This window comes from bacterium (genome assembly GCA_030699905.1).
Classification (GTDB): Bacteria; Patescibacteriota; Minisyncoccia; order Phycocordibacterales.
Window position 1 is genome coordinate 1 of record JAUYKQ010000017.1, and the last position, 14,298, is coordinate 14,298.

The 14,298-nt window shown below is 45.2% G+C and carries 14 protein-coding genes and 5 tRNA genes; 9 read left to right on the forward strand and 10 right to left on the reverse strand.

What is annotated here, in order from left to right:
* On the forward strand, positions 1-869 hold an 869-nt coding region (locus tag Q8P86_01925), incomplete at its 5' end, for a hypothetical protein (GenBank protein ID MDP3996435.1).
* 2 nt (positions 870-871) lie between these two features.
* The gene (locus Q8P86_01930; protein MDP3996436.1) at positions 872-1,126 is read left to right on the forward strand and encodes a hypothetical protein; all 255 of its coding nucleotides are present in this window, start codon (positions 872-874) and stop codon (positions 1,124-1,126) included.
* Positions 1,127-1,384: 258 nt separating this feature from the next.
* Here the strand turns inward: Q8P86_01930 and Q8P86_01935 are convergent, their stop codons facing one another.
* The 4 genes from Q8P86_01935 to Q8P86_01950 form a co-directional block, all read right to left on the reverse strand.
* Positions 1,385-1,792, reverse strand: coding sequence for a hypothetical protein (locus Q8P86_01935; protein ID MDP3996437.1), 408 nt, complete (start codon positions 1,790-1,792; stop codon positions 1,385-1,387).
* 155 nt (positions 1,793-1,947) lie between these two features.
* A tRNA-Tyr gene (locus Q8P86_01940) sits at positions 1,948-2,033 on the reverse strand.
* The gene (locus Q8P86_01945) at positions 2,016-2,645 is read right to left on the reverse strand and encodes a hypothetical protein (GenBank protein MDP3996438.1); all 630 of its coding nucleotides are present in this window, start codon (positions 2,643-2,645) and stop codon (positions 2,016-2,018) included. The genes Q8P86_01940 and Q8P86_01945 overlap by 18 nt, the downstream gene beginning before the upstream one ends.
* 125 nt (positions 2,646-2,770) lie before the next feature.
* Entirely contained in the window at positions 2,771-5,449 is a 2,679-nt protein-coding gene (locus tag Q8P86_01950; protein MDP3996439.1) for an AAA family ATPase, read from the reverse strand.
* Positions 5,450-5,913: 464 nt separating this feature from the next.
* Here Q8P86_01950 and Q8P86_01955 point away from each other — a divergent pair, with 464 nt between their 5' ends.
* Positions 5,914-6,489, forward strand: a complete 576-nt coding sequence (locus Q8P86_01955) for a hypothetical protein (protein ID MDP3996440.1) — start codon at positions 5,914-5,916, stop codon at positions 6,487-6,489.
* A gap of 90 nt (positions 6,490-6,579) precedes the next feature.
* Here Q8P86_01955 and Q8P86_01960 read toward each other — a convergent pair whose 3' ends face one another.
* From Q8P86_01960 to Q8P86_01970, 3 genes are all read right to left on the reverse strand, one after another.
* Positions 6,580-7,440 (reverse strand): serine protease, encoded by an 861-nt coding sequence (locus tag Q8P86_01960; GenBank protein ID MDP3996441.1) that lies wholly within the window; start codon positions 7,438-7,440, stop codon positions 6,580-6,582.
* 134 nt (positions 7,441-7,574) lie between these two features.
* Complete coding sequence (locus Q8P86_01965; GenBank protein MDP3996442.1) at positions 7,575-7,880, reverse strand: hypothetical protein; 306 nt, start codon at positions 7,878-7,880, stop codon at positions 7,575-7,577.
* Positions 7,861-9,165, reverse strand: a complete 1,305-nt coding sequence (locus Q8P86_01970) for a cysteine desulfurase family protein (GenBank protein MDP3996443.1) — start codon at positions 9,163-9,165, stop codon at positions 7,861-7,863. The genes Q8P86_01965 and Q8P86_01970 overlap by 20 nt, the downstream gene beginning before the upstream one ends.
* A 48-nt stretch (positions 9,166-9,213) precedes the next feature.
* Here Q8P86_01970 and Q8P86_01975 point away from each other — a divergent pair, with 48 nt between their 5' ends.
* The 4 genes from Q8P86_01975 (at position 9,214) to Q8P86_01990 (ending at position 12,304) form a co-directional block, all read left to right on the forward strand.
* Entirely contained in the window at positions 9,214-9,669 is a 456-nt protein-coding gene (locus Q8P86_01975; protein MDP3996444.1) for a hypothetical protein, read from the forward strand.
* A gap of 163 nt (positions 9,670-9,832) precedes the next feature.
* On the forward strand, positions 9,833-10,321 hold the full coding sequence (locus Q8P86_01980) for a DUF4446 family protein (GenBank protein ID MDP3996445.1): 489 nt from the start codon (positions 9,833-9,835) through the stop codon (positions 10,319-10,321).
* Between the two features lie 121 nt (positions 10,322-10,442).
* Positions 10,443-11,978: a translation initiation factor IF-2 gene (gene infB, locus Q8P86_01985; protein MDP3996446.1), complete on the forward strand. Its 1,536-nt coding sequence runs from the start codon at positions 10,443-10,445 to the stop codon at positions 11,976-11,978.
* Positions 11,979-11,986: 8 nt separating this feature from the next.
* The gene (locus tag Q8P86_01990) at positions 11,987-12,304 is read left to right on the forward strand and encodes a ribosome-binding factor A (GenBank protein ID MDP3996447.1); all 318 of its coding nucleotides are present in this window, start codon (positions 11,987-11,989) and stop codon (positions 12,302-12,304) included.
* A 56-nt stretch (positions 12,305-12,360) separates the two neighbouring features.
* Here the strand turns inward: Q8P86_01990 and Q8P86_01995 are convergent.
* The 3 genes from Q8P86_01995 to ung all read right to left on the reverse strand — a co-directional run bounded on the left by Q8P86_01995 (position 12,361) and on the right by ung (position 13,637).
* Positions 12,361-12,442 (reverse strand) — tRNA-Leu (locus tag Q8P86_01995).
* 414 nt (positions 12,443-12,856) lie between these two features.
* Positions 12,857-12,928, reverse strand: a tRNA-Cys gene (locus tag Q8P86_02000).
* A 34-nt stretch (positions 12,929-12,962) separates the two neighbouring features.
* On the reverse strand, positions 12,963-13,637 hold the full coding sequence (gene ung / locus Q8P86_02005) for a uracil-DNA glycosylase (protein ID MDP3996448.1): 675 nt from the start codon (positions 13,635-13,637) through the stop codon (positions 12,963-12,965).
* 259 nt (positions 13,638-13,896) lie between these two features.
* Here ung and Q8P86_02010 point away from each other — a divergent pair.
* Both Q8P86_02010 and Q8P86_02015 read left to right on the forward strand, forming a co-directional pair.
* Positions 13,897-13,969: transfer RNA gene (locus Q8P86_02010), tRNA-Lys, on the forward strand.
* A gap of 190 nt (positions 13,970-14,159) precedes the next feature.
* A tRNA-Leu gene (locus tag Q8P86_02015) sits at positions 14,160-14,240 on the forward strand.
* Positions 14,241-14,298: the final 58 nt, after the last annotated feature.

A 14,298-nucleotide genomic window follows, 5' to 3' on the forward strand; every position in this document is an offset into this window, starting at 1 on the left:
CATCATTAGCTAATATTAAAATATCTATGAATACGAAGTATATTAAGAGGATAAGCGTTATCGTGGGGTTTGCATTTGTCTTTGTGGCCGGTACTGTGCTGGCGAGCGGACATTTTATAAGCCCTGACGCGTTCACTCAAATCGAGTTGGATACGAACTGGGAAGCTGACCGCGAGTTTCCGACCGATGGAGTGACTTCTGTCACTGCGTTTGGGAGAGACGACGTTGCTCAAATCGGTGTTGACAGCAGTGAGACGGCGAGCGGCACGTTTGAACGCACCGAAGGCATCAAAACCGTAGGGGCCCAAAATTTCGGCACCGCGGTTGAAGTTGACCTCTATGTTAATCCTGACTGGCAGGACAACGCCACGCGAGCCGGCTTTTGGGTCGTCGGTGACGACGGAGCAGGCGCGCGAGATAATTTATTCGCCATTGTGGAATATGTAAACCTTGAGCCAAGCACCTCGGGCGCCTCGGCGCAGGGAGACCACGAAGGATGGCGCGTCTGGGATTCAGTGAACGGCTGGACAGACCTTGCGACCGATGTGGCGTATGGTGAGTGGGCAACGCTTGGCATCGAGTTATCCACCAGTACGGAAGAGTACGTCTACTACATCAATGGCGTCGAAGTTGCCCGCGGACCCGGAGGCGAGAATTTTATTCGCGAGCTCTTCCTCAATAGCTACAACTATGGGTTAGATGAATTTCCAACCCTCGGAAACGATAGCTATGCCGCTCATTGGCACAATGGAGAGGTCAGTGACCCTGCAAGCAAGGAGGAGTGCAAGAATGGCGGATGGGAAAACTTCGGTTTCAGCAATCAGGGTCAGTGCATTCGCTTTGTGAACACCGGTCAAGATAGTCGTTAACTTTGAGTTACGAAACTCGCTTCCGATGGATTTCTTTTCAATTTCGAGCGAGGCGAAGCAAAAATTATGAGGCATATACAGCGTATCTGTTGAGTAATTTTTGCAAAGACGTAGCCGAAATTGAAAAGAAAGACGCGGATTTGGAGTTTCGTAATTCAAAGTCGTTAGTAAACACTAAATCCAGTTTATGTCATGTGATTAAAAAAGAGCCGCGACGAGTGGCTCTTTTTTGCTTTGGATACTGTGAATTGGCCTGAATCATTTTTACTACCAAGGTTTTTTTTGGCGACAATACAAAAACTACCTTATGAATTTTATACTTGCAATGATTTTATCAATAACTCCGGACGTCTCAGCTTTTCCACTGAACGATACTAAATTATATGTGTGGAAATTTGGCTCGCCCGGCTGTACCGTTACAGACGGTGGAAAAGGGACAGACACAGTCCGTGGCAGTTGCGCTACTATGAAAAATCCCGTTTCAGCATTTGTAGTTTTATCTCCGGTTACGACTTTCACAGCTCGTACTCCGTTTTTATTTCCTCGGTACGTAAAATAATTATTCGGTTTTCGGGTTTGGAAAGGAATGTCCGCTCTCCCTCAATGAGAGAGTCAACGCTGTTGTCTTTGGCAAGGTCAACCGAAAAATGGTTAGGCACAGTTGCAAGCTCTACATCTTTACCGGCATATCTTTTATCCATAAGTTCAAGCGTTTTAGAATATTGGTCATCTCCTTGCACAACAAAAGTATCGCCAGGATATTTAAGCTCTAACCCAAATTTTGCACTTCGATACGTTTGCTCGACTACCGGCGTTGTATTCGGTACTGATGACTTTTTACTTAATGCGAAATATCCAACCACACCCACAAGCACCACGACTACTACTATCAAAATTATATTGGCAAAACCTTTCTGGTTCATATGTTTATTTGTAGTAAAGTTAATGATAAATTTCGACTTATGATTAAAAAATTTCCTCCCCAAAATGTTCAGTAGTCAATTTGTCCCCCCCAATTGAATACAAATCAGTCGGGAAGCGTTGCGAGGCGAACCAAAGCCACTTGCAATTTCCTACATGGTGCGCAGAGTGAGAGTCGAACTCACCGGGGCAGTAGCCAAAGGTTTTACAGACCTCCCCCGCGCCCTACGGGACTATCTGCGCAAATTTATTTTTATACTCCTCAATCCACTCTAATATCAGAGCTCTTAACTTTTTGTCCTGGTAGCGTATATGAATCAATCCAAAAGGCATCTTATTGATTTTCTCCTTTCGAAAGTCATATCTCACATACGGCTTAGAGAACTGACTTAGAGGAATCTTGGTGCGCTTGCTCCAAAATCCTAAAAGTTTCTCTATATCTTGGTTGGAGTAGCAATACAATAGCACACGCAAGCGTTTTTCATCAACTCCGCAAATCACTCTCAAGAAATTCAGAAAAACAACAATCATCTTAACGTCACTGTTCGCAAAATCAATACCTGAACCTCCTTCTGCTTTATATCCTTCTCCCCAATACAAAGCTATGCCGAAATTCTTTAATTCCAGCTGATATTTCGTTAATTTATTCTTCAATTTAAAGCTTAAAGGTTTCCGCTCAAATCTAATTGAATTATTCAAAGAATGGCTACGGCGGGTTAAATTGTTGCGTCGCATGAAATACACAACTTTATCAAGTGACACGTTGTAATGCTTTGCAATGTCACTCATTGACAACTTTCTGTCATAGTAAAGCATTCTGATTTCCGCAAGCCTTTTTATAGAAATCGTTGCCATGACTTAATTGTACCAGACAGGTCAAAAGAAGTTGTACACATTATGTAATCGCTTTGACAAACCCTCGGCTCGCGAAGCGAGCCGAGGGTTTCTTAGTCCACTTTTAACTTTCCACTTTCCACTTTTCACTTACTCACCTCCATCTCCCTCGACATCATAATGACAGCGTTCTTCCCCTTCCCTTTTTTATTAACTTCAAAAGTCAGGGCATTGTCTTTAAAGTCAACGGTAACTGAACCGCCTTTGTTTAACCCTCTGCTTATGATGAGATTAGCGACCGGATTTAATATTTTGTTTTGAATCAGGCGCTTAAGAGGCCTTGCGCCGTATTGCGGGTTGTAGCCCTCTTTAGCTAAATAATCCAAAGCCACGGGCGTTACGTTAAGCTCAATTTCTTTCTGAATAAGCCGTTCTCTGACAACTCCGATTTGAATGAGAACGATACTCTTGACGGCCTCGCGAGAAAGCACGTCAAACACGACGATGTCGTCTAACCGATTTAGAAACTCCGGACGGAAGTGGTCTTTGAGAGCGTCCATCACTTTTATTTTCATATCTTCGTAGTTGCCTTCTTGCCCTTCGGCGGCAAAACCGATTCTTTGCATCTTGTCTATATATTGCGCCCCTATATTTGAAGTGAGAATTATGATGGTATTTCTGAAATTCACGCTCCGGCCCTTGGCATCTGTCAATTTTCCATTATCAAGCATCTGAAGCAATATATTGAATACTTCCGGATGCGCTTTTTCTATCTCATCAAAAAGCACAACGGCATACGGTCTATGACGAACCATTTCCGTCAAAGTCCCTCCCTCTTCGTGGCCAACATAGCCCGGAGGCGCGCCGATAAGTTTAGAGACGGAATGTTTTTCCATAAACTCCGACATGTCAACCCTCAAAAGCGCTCTATCGTCATTAAACATAAATTCAGCCAATGTTTTCGTAAGTTCCGTCTTGCCCACCCCTGTCGGCCCCAAAAAAATGAAAGAGCCGATGGGGCGGTTAGGGTCGGAAATGCCGGCGCGGGAGCGACGTATGGTTTCCGATATTTTGGAAACGGCCTCTGCTTGGCCGATAATTTTCTTTTTGAGTTCGTCTTCCATGCGAGAAAGTTTCTCCGCTTCGGCTTCAAGCATTTTGGTAACGGGAATTCCCGTCCATCGCGAAACAACATCGGCGATGTCATTTTCTATTATCTCTTCTCTCAAAATACGCCGAGAAGCTTGGAGTTTCTTCAGACGTTTATTTCTGGCCTCCAGTTCTTTTTCCACATGCGGCAATTTCCCGTACCGTATCTCGGCCGCTTTTGCCAAGTCCACTCTGGCTTCGGCCGCCTCCGCCTCCAAACGTAAATCATCGTGCTCTTTTTTGAGCTGTTTAATTCCCGTCAAAATCTCTTTCTCGTTTTTCCACTTCAATTCAAGTTCAGACGTCTTTTCTTTAAAATCGGCTATTTCTTTTTCAATTTCTTTCAGTCGCGTCTTGGTTTTTTTGTTGTCACCCTCTTTTTTAAGGGCTTCTTTTTCTATTTCCAACCGCATGACTTTTCTCCGCGTGTCTTCAAGTTCAGGTGGCATGTTTTCAAGAGAAATTTTAAGAGCCGATGCCGCTTCGTCTATAAGGTCAACGGCCTTGTCCGGCAGATATCGGTCTGCAATGTAACGCGCGGACAGATTGACGGCCGACACTATGGCATCGTCCGTTATGCGGACTCCGTGATAAAGCTCGTACCTCTCTTTAAGACCGCGCAAAATGGCAGTGGCATCTTCCAAAGACGGCTCGCTTACAAAAACCGTCTGAAAACGTCTCGTAAGAGCGGGGTCTTTTTCAATATGCTTCTGATACTCTTTCAGAGTAGTCGCGCCGATAGCTCTAAGCTCGCCCCGCGACAGAGCCGGCTTCAACATATTGGAAGCATCCATTGAACCCTCCGCCGCCCCCGCGCCGACTATGGTATGAATTTCATCTATAAACAAAACTATTTTACCTCCTGAACGCTCAACTTCTTTCATTATTGTCTTAAGACGCTCCTCAAATTCGCCACGATATTTTGTGCCGGCAATCAAAAGCCCAAGGTCAAGAGAAACCAGTTCTTTGTCTTTAAGCGATTCGGGTACGTCGCCTTGCGACATACGAATGGCCAAACCTTCCACTATGGCGGTCTTGCCCACTCCCGCCTCCCCTATAAGAATCGGGTTGTTTTTTGTGCGACGCGACAATATTTGAATAACGCGAGAAATTTCGTTATCTCGGCCTATAACAGGGTCAAGTTTGTTTTCACGAGCAAGCAAAGTCAAGTTCCGCGTATACTTGGCTATTGCCTTGTATTTCTTTGGCTGATTGACATCCGTTATGTTGCTTTTCTTCAAGTCATCAAGTACGCGCAGAACGGAGTCCTTTTCTATTTTGAACCTGCTTAAAATCTCTCGAGCTTGACCGGGAATATCAAGCATGGCGATAAAAAGATGTTCGGTTGAAACAAATTCGTCTTTTATGGAAGCGGCCACTTTGCTTGAATTTTCAAGCGTTTGGGCGAGTTCCGGCGTGAGGTAGATTTGGTACGAAGGAGAAAGAACCGAACCGCTTTCGGGTCCTTCAATAGCTTCAAGCAAAGAATCCGTCAAAAGAACGGTGTCAATTTCCATTCTGTCCAAAATTGAAATAACCATGCTTTCTTCCTGAAGCAAAAGCGCCGCTAAAAGGTGCAGAGGATTGACGTGATTTTGACCGCGCTCAATAGCGAGCTCATGAGCTCTTCTTATGGCTTCTTTGGCTTTTGTTGTAAAGTGATGAAATGGGGGCATGAGATCAGTTTAAAGTTAAAAGTTAAAAGTTCATAAAGTTTATCAAGTAAAAGAGCAGGGACCGTTGCCGAATAGGCTTTTGAGGTGATTTTTTCAAAATTCGTGCGAGGCGAAGGTTCAAATTTATGGCTTAATGCTGTAAGTATTGGCCATAAATTTGAACCAAGCCGTAGCCGAATTTTGGGGAAATCAGCCAAAATGGATATTCGGCAACGGTCCCAAGCAATGTGCTACAAGTTTCGTGCTACATCTTGCGTGTATTTCTATTATAGCATTTTAGGCAATTGGAATGAAATGTTTGTGTATAGCTTCTATTTATTAACACAAACCGTGTTAAAAGTCAATCGTAACCTTGACTTAATACGCGAGTCGTGATTAGATTAAGGCAGTTAGAACCAACGACAAAAACGGCAAAACAAAAAAACAAAACCCCGAAAAAAAGGATATGGATGAGAGCAGAATTCATGGATCTGGAAAGAGCCCTGTCTCAAAACCAAGTCGGTAAAGACAGGCGGCATGTCGCCACAAACAACGTCCCTGCCGGTATCAGCATGACCGGTATCAACAGGGTCGTCCTGCAGATGTGGTTCCCCAAGGAAATGAAGTTTCCTGAGGGGTTCGCCTTTGAAGCCGAGGATAAAAGAGCGAAAAGACCCAAAGAGCGTGTAACCCCAAGTTTCAAGGATCTACTGCAGGTGTCGGTGTCTGAACTTGAAGAGTCCCTGCCTACCTTGGACTTAGAGCCGGAGGCGGTGTACCTCAAGGAAAAAGAGAGGAACAAGGTCATCGTCGTCGTGTTTCGTAAAAAGGCGACGCCTCCGCCGGCGAACGTTTTCTCTTTCAGTCCTTTTGTTAAGGAACTTCTGGTTTCCACGTGGAACAAGGCCTCCGGATACAGGAACCTGGACGGGAGTGTTGCTTTCGTCCTCAGTGGAAAGATGAAGGGCAACAGGGAACCGCAACTCCGGTTGCAACTGTCGTCCAACGGGCAAGATGCCCGTATCACGGTCGCCCATTGTGATTGGCAACCGAGGGGCTGAAAATTCTCAAATGTCCCAACATCGCGTCGCGATGTTGGGACATTTTTTCATCTACAAAAGAAAAGGGTCGCTTTTTTCGTCCGTTTAAAACTATTCTATTATTTGAGGTTCTAAGAGGTTTTTGTGTATCGGCTTGAAAATTTTTCCCACTTTTAAAGCCACTACGTCCCCGGTAAGAGTGACAAGAGGAGCTCCAATAGGTAAATCCTCGCCAATTCCCGTTACGACTTCCGTGAGAACCGAGGTTTTGACTTCTTCGTCTTTTTCGTTCTTTGAAACAAATTCTTTAATGGGCAGAATCTTTACAATACCCGTCTCCACCGACAGCGACTCGTCTCCGCCGATAGTGACAACCGTCTGACCGAGCTTTATGCCGTTTTCATCGGCAATGCTTACGGCGCTTAAAGTCGGCTTGTTATCTTCAGAAAAAACAATGTGAAAAAAAGTCCATCCGTTGTCTTTGTCAACCGACACAGGCCGTAAATCAAAAGAAGAACCGTCTGGTAAAATAACCAAGTAAGACGATTTCGTTTCCTCCGTTTTTGAATCTTCCACTTCATCTTCAGATAAAACAAAGGGGACAATAATCCTGCCGTCATCGGACAAAACAAATCCATTCGCCACGAAAGTCGCTTTATCTTCGGATTCTTTTTTCAGTATTTTAACAAGCGATTTTTTATTTTTTTCAACAGCTTCCACCACCATATCATCGGCCTTTACTATCACCGTTTCTTTTTCTCTTATGATGGTCGCGGCAGAGGCCTTTTGACCATCCGCCGGCGCCTGCACTACTTTTTCTATTGTTCTTTCCACTACGCGGTTGACTGTTTGTGTTATGGGTTGCGTTGAGTTTTCCATTAGAGAAACCGTCACAATACCGGTAGATATTGAGGTAACAAAAGCGATAAGCATGGCCACAAGAACAAGTTGTTGTTTAGTCAGGTGTTCCATCGCTATATTATAAAGTAGAAAGTAGAAAGTAGAAAGTGGGAAATGGGAAAAACATATTTTTGCATACCGAGAAAAATACGCAACAAAAAAACGGTTCGCCTATGGCGAGCCGCTTTGTTTTGAAAGAACTTCAGTTATCCTCGCCCGATAGGGATTTGGAACCGTGGGAATTCCCTGCCCTCTCTCATGGCGCCGGCTGAACTTTTACGGCCGATGTAGCAAGCAAAACAAAAAACGCTTGCCAAACCGGAAACCGCGGAAAAGAAAAGAACCGCGGCGGCTTTCAAAAAATGGCCCTCCGCTATAATCCAAAATCCCGCGAAGCAGAGAAGAGAGGTTAAAATCGCAATTACAACCCCCAATTCCCTGAACCTTTTCGCGCTTTGCAATAATTGTTCACACTCGTCTTGCTCCTCTTCTTCACTCAACCATGTTTTCATAATTTTCCTTTTTGTAAATTGCTTTTCTTACACAATTTTCCAAAATTTTCATCAAATAGTCAATATCCGATTTTTGCGTATAACGGCCAAGTGAAAAACGTAAAGCGCACTTTGCCCGCCACTTCGGACCGCCCAAGGACTTTACCACATACGACTCCTCCTTCCCTTCTTCGCAGGAACTTTTTGTGGAACAAGCGATGCCTACAGCGTCAAGCTGGAGAACAAAAAATTCCGCGTTTATGCCTTCTATTGATATGTTTATGTTGCAAGGCAGTCGCTTTTCAAGCGAGCCGTTTATAACCACTCTCTTTGCCATTCCACTGTCCGCGTCTATTCGCTTATTCGTACGAATAAGCGAATAGAAATAATCCGCAAGTTTTTTAAGCCGTTTGGATTCTTTTTCTCGCAAGGCGAACGCGAGCTCAAAGGCCTTTGCAAAACCCATCGCGGAGGGGGCGTTTTCCGTGCCTGAACGCAGTTCATTTTCTTGACCGCCACCGAAGATAAGGGGACTCAAATTGACATTTCGTCTTTTGTAGAGAAGTCCAATGCCCTTTGGCCCGTGCATTTTATGGGCGTCAAAGGTTACAAGGTCGGCGCCGAGATGACTGGGCGAACAATTCAGATACATCGGCGCTTGGCTCGCGTCAACATGAAAGACAGGTTTTGCGACTTTGAGCTTGAAATTTGTTTGCCGTCCTGTTTTTGGTTTTTGTTTTGGATTTTGGAGCTCTCTTTGGTTTTGAAAGTCCGAAAGCAATTTTCCGATTTTCAAAATCGGCTGAACCACTCCTATTTCACTATTTGCGTACTGTATGGAAACAAGCGCCGTTTCAGGACGCAACACCTTTCCCACATCCTCCGGATTTATAAGACCTTCCGAGTTTGGTTTTAAATATGTAACCGTCGCGCCTCTTTTTTCAAGTTCGCGAATCGGCTCCAAAACGGACGAATGTTCAATGGTAGTCGTTATCACATGAGCGCCATCCGTGAAAGCACCGAAGATCGCCATGTTGTTTGACTCGGTTCCGCCCGAAGTGAAAACAAGCTCTTCTGCCCGACATTCCAGAGAGCGCGCGATTTTAACGCGCGATTCCTCCAAAAGTTTTTTGGCCTCTACGCCCTCTTTGTGAATAGAGCTTGGATTGCCAAAAACTTCTTTTTCCGCTTTTTGAATTACTTTTAAAACCTCCGGCGCAATCGGAGTGGAAGAGGCGTAGTCCAAATATATGCGCGCTTTTCGCTTTGAACCGCGCGCCATGAGTTTAAGATTTTTTATTGACATAGATTATTCTTTATGTTATCACAAAGGTAGATAAATTCAACCAAAGGAATGACAATGAATATCCACGATACTTTTCACGTTGTATTAGTCGTAATTTTCGTATTGTTTTTGACTGCAGGGACAGCAGTGACGTTGCATAAGGTCTTCATTGCGGTCAGGACAGGGCTATCCAAAGTGCACATTATTGCCGCATTTGCGCTGTTTGCCTCTTTTCAGTTTCTACTGGGAGCCATAGTAAGCCAAACGGCAAAGAAGTTAGGAGAAAGTGGTTTTAACCATCGCTACACTCCTCCCCGGGATTTTGGCGGAGAGGTGAAAGACGTTTGGATTGGCGAGTCCGCTTTTCCGTCCGCCCTCGGCGGAAAGAAAATTCGCCTCGCCCAGGACGGAACAAACACCTATCTGCTTTTTCTCTCGGAGGAAGACGAAAGCAGGAGGATGTTAAGGGTGGTGGTGAAGGAAATGGAAATTCCGGAACTGCCGACGGCGTTTCTGCTCAAGTAGAAGTCTACTCAAGTAGAAAAAAACTTAAGGCCCCGTTCGCGCGAAGCGCGAACGGGGCCTTCTCATTCATAATTCTTAAATCCTAAATCATAAATCGTAAATCCATAATCGCATTTTCCCCACCTCTCGTCCATAATTCTTGCTTCCTGCCTCTATTCGTTGTATGCTAAAGATAATGTCCATTGACCCGAACTTAATAATATATGCCCCTCTCGTCCTTATGGCTATTGTGATTATCTGGCTTATCAGGATGGAATTTAAGTTACACAAATTCTTAAAGGGGAGAAGCGCTTCGTCTCTGGAGGAACTCATACATGAAGTCAATGCCGGTCTCAAAGAGTCGCGCGAGTTTGAAGACGAAATGGAAAAATACCTGTTATCCGTGGAAACGCGCTTGCGTAATTCCGCCCAAGGTGTCGGAACGGTGCGTTTCAACGCATTTCGCGGCACGGGGGAAGGCGGAAATCAGAGCTTTGCCACAGCATTTTTAAACGAACATGGAGACGGAGTTGTGATTTCAAGCATGTATTCTCGCGACAGGGTGAGCGTTTTTTCCAAACCAATCGCCAAGTTTAAATCCGAATACGAACTCTCCAAAGAAGAGAAAGAAGCCGTGATAAAGGCCAAAGCACAACTGCCACGAAGCGTGTAACATGGGACATGTGAGTTAAGGTGCAAAGTTAAAAGTTGCGGTTAGATTTTACATTGCGACTTTTTTCTTTCCACTTTGATTTGTTCCATGTTGCGTGCTTTATAAAAGTTTCAGATATTTTATGAAAGAAAATTCATCACAATCCATCGCTTTGACTCCACGGCCACCCATAGTGGTAATAATGGGTCACATTGACCATGGCAAGTCAACACTGCTTGACTATATCCGAAAAGCAAACTCAACGGCAAAAGAGGCCGGAGGCATAACTCAACACGTAGGCGCGTACGAAGCTCTTCACACAGACAAAGAAGGAAAAGAGCGAAAGATTACTTTTTTGGACACTCCGGGCCATGAGGCCTTTGGAAAAATACGCTCACGCGGAGCCAAAGTTGCCGATGTTGCCGTTCTGGTGGTGTCCGCGGAAGAAAGCGTAAAACCGCAAACTCTTGAAGCGCTGAAGTTCATAAAAGAAAACGACCTTCAGTACGTTGTCGCCATAACCAAAATAGACAAACCGGACGCCGACGTGGAAAGAGTGAAGAAAAACCTTTTGGAAAACGAAGTTTATCTGGAAGGGTGGGGCGGAGAAATCCCCAACGTGGCGCTCTCGTCAAAAACCGGCGAAGGAGTTTCCGACCTTTTGGAAGTGATTTCCTTAATGGCGGACATTATGGACTTAAAAGCCAATCCCCAAAAACCGGCGGAGGGTGTCGTAGTGGAATCGCACTTGGACCGCCGAAAAGGCATCACAGCCACCCTTATCATACAAGACGGCAGTTTGGAAACAGGACAGGCGGTCCTTGCGGGCAACTGTTTATCCTCGGTCAGAATGCTTGAGGACTTTCAAGGTAAAAGTATAAAAAAAGCGTCTTTTTCCAGTCCTGTCCGTATCATCGGGTGGAGTGAAATACCACCGGCGGGCGAACTTTTCAAAGCGTACGATACGAAAAAAGAGGCGGAAGCGAGGCGAGAAGAAGTCGAAAAAATAAACGAAGAGATGAAATCGGCTACGGACAAATCGGGAGCATCGGAAAAGGTCATTGAAGAAACACGCGCAATAATCCCTCTTATCATAAAAGCCGACGTGTGGAGTTCCGTGGAAGCGATGGAACATGAACTTGAAAAAATAAAAAGTGAGCGAGTAACTTTCCAAATAGTATCAAAAGGAGTTGGCGACATAAACGAGGGAGATATAAAAAGCGGCGCCGGAAGCGCCGAAACGACAGTTGTGGGTTTTAACGTAAAAATAGACAAAAGAGCCGAAGCTCTGATAGAACGACTTGGCATAAAGACGCACACTTCGGATATAATATATAAATTAACCGAATGGCTTGGCGAGATTGTTAAAGAACGTACACCGAAAATTTCCACCGAAGAAGCGCAAGGAGAAGCCAAAGTGCTGAAACAATTCGGCAAGGAAAAGGACAGACAGATTCTGGGTGGAAAAGTCACCCAAGGAGTTTTAACGGTGGGAGCAAACGTCAAAATTTCGCGCCGAGATTTTGAACTGGGAAAGGGAGTGATTAAAGAATTGCAACAGCAAAAGAATAAAACGAAAGAAGTTTCGGAAGGCAACGAATTCGGTATTTTGGTTGAGTCAAAAATAGAGATAATGCCGGGGGACAAAATAATACCCTATATAGTAGTGGAAAAATAAAAACGACCATGTCTCACACGGAAGATAAAACAAAAAGAATAATCCGCGATTCTGCCGCGGACTTTCTGTCTCGGGAAGCAAACAGGTACGCTTTAATCACCGTAACCGATGTAAAGCTCAAAGACAGGGGGACGAAGGCCACCATTTTTATAACCGTACTGCCCACGGAATACGAAAATGCCTCTCTTGATTTTACAAAAAGAAAAAGAAGTGACTTACGCGACTTCCTAAAATCACATGTTCGGCTTAGAAAAATCCCATTTCTTGATTTTGAAATAGACAAAGGCGAGAGAAACAGGCAAAGGATAGACGAGTTGTCGGGATAAATGGGACGCGCGTAGCGCGTCCCATTTTCCGCTTTGAAAAAGCGGTTGAGTTTTTGTGCCCGGGGTGGGGGTCGAACCCACATGCCTTTCGGCCGCCGATTTTAAGTCGACTACGTATACCAGTTCCGTCACCCGGGCAAATACCCCGTCAAGACCGACAGTGCCTGCGCCACAGCTCTCGCCGACTCGGCATGAAAGAATTGGCGATTCTCGCCCGAAATGTGCGCAGGCACATTTCTCGTGTCCTCGGAGGCCACGGCGAGACCGCGAGTACACTTATCGGTCGTTACACGACCAGTGCAGGTTTCCCGTTTTTTCGCAATAAGAATTGCTCAAAAACATGGGAGAACCTCTTCGATTCTCGCCCGAAATGTGCGCAGGCACATTTCTCGTGTCCTCGGAGGCCACGGCGAGACCGCGAGTACACTTATCGGTCCTTACAGGACCAGTACAGGTTTCCCGTTTTTTCGCAATAAGAATTGCTCAAAAACATGGGAGAACCTCTTCGATTCTCGCCCGAAATGTGCGCAGGCACATTTCTCGTGTCCTCGGAGGCCACGGCGAGAATCGAACTCGCGCATGGGAGTTTTGCAGACTCCAGTGTTACCACTTCACCACGTGGCCGTTTGAGTATATTAACAAAGTTTGCGCTCTTTTTCTATACCCACACAACCTCCGCTTTTCCGTTCGTCTTCAAATACTCGTTGGCTTTACTGAAATGCTTACAGCCGAAAAAGCCGTTATAAGCGGAAAAAGGCGAAGGATGCGCTGCCTCTAAAATCAAATGTTTGGAACTGTCAATCAATTCTCTTTTCTTACGCGCATAGTTGCCCCAAAGAATGAAAACGACATTCTCTTTCTCGTCCGAAATTTTTTTTATGACACTGTCCGTAAACTCTTCCCAACCCTTTCCTTGATGCGAGCCGGCTTTACCCGCTTCAACGGTCAAAGTGGAATTCAAAAGCAACACCCCCTGTTTGGCCCAATTTTCCAAATTACCGTGTTTAGGAATCTCTCCTCCGACATCCTTGCAAATTTCCTTGTAAATATTCTGAAGCGAAGGCGGTGTGGAAATATTTTCCGGCACCGAGAAGCAAAGCCCGTGCGCCTGGCCTAACCCATGATATGGGTCTTGTCCTAAAATAACCACTTTCACTTTATCAAAAGGGCACATCTCAAAAGCTCTAAACACAAGTTTCGGCGGAGGGAAAATTTTGGCCGTCAGGTATGCCCCACGCACGAATTCGGCGAGCTTTTTGAAATATTCGCTCTCAAATTCTTCTTGAAGAACTTTTAGCCACGATTCTTCTATTTTTATAGAGTTTTTGGACATGCTCTATGATAGCATAATTGATTTTGTGCTGAAATCTGTTATATTCTTTATCAGAGCTTGTCTAAAAACTCTTGACGACTCTGAACTCGTGTGCCAGGGCTTTGCGGGAAGCGACTCGAAAGACTCAAAATACTGAAAGTATTCCTCGTCTTCCTCGCCGCCCGCTCGCCTCGACACACGAATTCTCGTCTTGGTCAATAGTTTTCAGACAAGCTCTCTTCCATTGCTTCGTGTTACATGCTACATGTTCCGCGAATTCCCGCCCATAGCTCAGTTGGTAGAGCTGCTCCCTCTTAAGGAGAAGGTCGTAGGTTCGAATCCTACTGGGCGGATACGAGTCCCTCGAGTATTCGCGCAAGCCAAGCAAACTGCTTTGCTTGCGGGTAGGATTCGAAGAGGTTCTCCCGTGTTTTTGAACTTTTCTTAAAGTGAAAAAACGGGAAACCTGTACTGAACGAGTAGCGTTCGAATCCTACTGGGCGGATACGAGCATGTGTAGGAAATCGTTTTTATGCAATAGTTGGGCGGGTGGTGGAATGGTAGACACGCTAGCCTTAGGAGCTAGTCCCGCAAGGGGTGGAGGTTCGAGTCCTCTCCCGCCCATAAAATGAGTCCGCGAGTTTTATGGGCGGAGCGAGTGAACTGCTTCACTCGCGGGAGA

What these genes read in the sequence shown, in the direction of transcription:
- infB (MDP3996446.1), top strand. Translation starts at nt 10,443, where the DNA reads ATGAAAGAAAATTCATCACAATCCATCGCTTTGACTCCACGGCCACCC.
- Q8P86_01990 (MDP3996447.1), top strand. Translation starts at nt 11,987, where the DNA reads ATGTCTCACACGGAAGATAAAACAAAAAGAATAATCCGCGATTCTGCC.
- Q8P86_01980 (MDP3996445.1), top strand. Translation starts at nt 9,833, where the DNA reads ATGCTAAAGATAATGTCCATTGACCCGAACTTAATAATATATGCCCCT.
- ung (MDP3996448.1), bottom strand. Translation starts at nt 13,637, where the DNA reads ATGTCCAAAAACTCTATAAAAATAGAAGAATCGTGGCTAAAAGTTCTT.
- Q8P86_01970 (MDP3996443.1), bottom strand. Translation starts at nt 9,165, where the DNA reads ATGTCAATAAAAAATCTTAAACTCATGGCGCGCGGTTCAAAGCGAAAA.
- Q8P86_01965 (MDP3996442.1), bottom strand. Translation starts at nt 7,880, where the DNA reads ATGAAAACATGGTTGAGTGAAGAAGAGGAGCAAGACGAGTGTGAACAA.
- Q8P86_01975 (MDP3996444.1), top strand. Translation starts at nt 9,214, where the DNA reads ATGACAATGAATATCCACGATACTTTTCACGTTGTATTAGTCGTAATT.
- Q8P86_01955 (MDP3996440.1), top strand. Translation starts at nt 5,914, where the DNA reads ATGGATCTGGAAAGAGCCCTGTCTCAAAACCAAGTCGGTAAAGACAGG.
- Q8P86_01945 (MDP3996438.1), bottom strand. Translation starts at nt 2,645, where the DNA reads ATGGCAACGATTTCTATAAAAAGGCTTGCGGAAATCAGAATGCTTTAC.
- Q8P86_01950 (MDP3996439.1), bottom strand. Translation starts at nt 5,449, where the DNA reads ATGCCCCCATTTCATCACTTTACAACAAAAGCCAAAGAAGCCATAAGA.
- Q8P86_01935 (MDP3996437.1), bottom strand. Translation starts at nt 1,792, where the DNA reads ATGAACCAGAAAGGTTTTGCCAATATAATTTTGATAGTAGTAGTCGTG.
- Q8P86_01960 (MDP3996441.1), bottom strand. Translation starts at nt 7,440, where the DNA reads ATGGAACACCTGACTAAACAACAACTTGTTCTTGTGGCCATGCTTATC.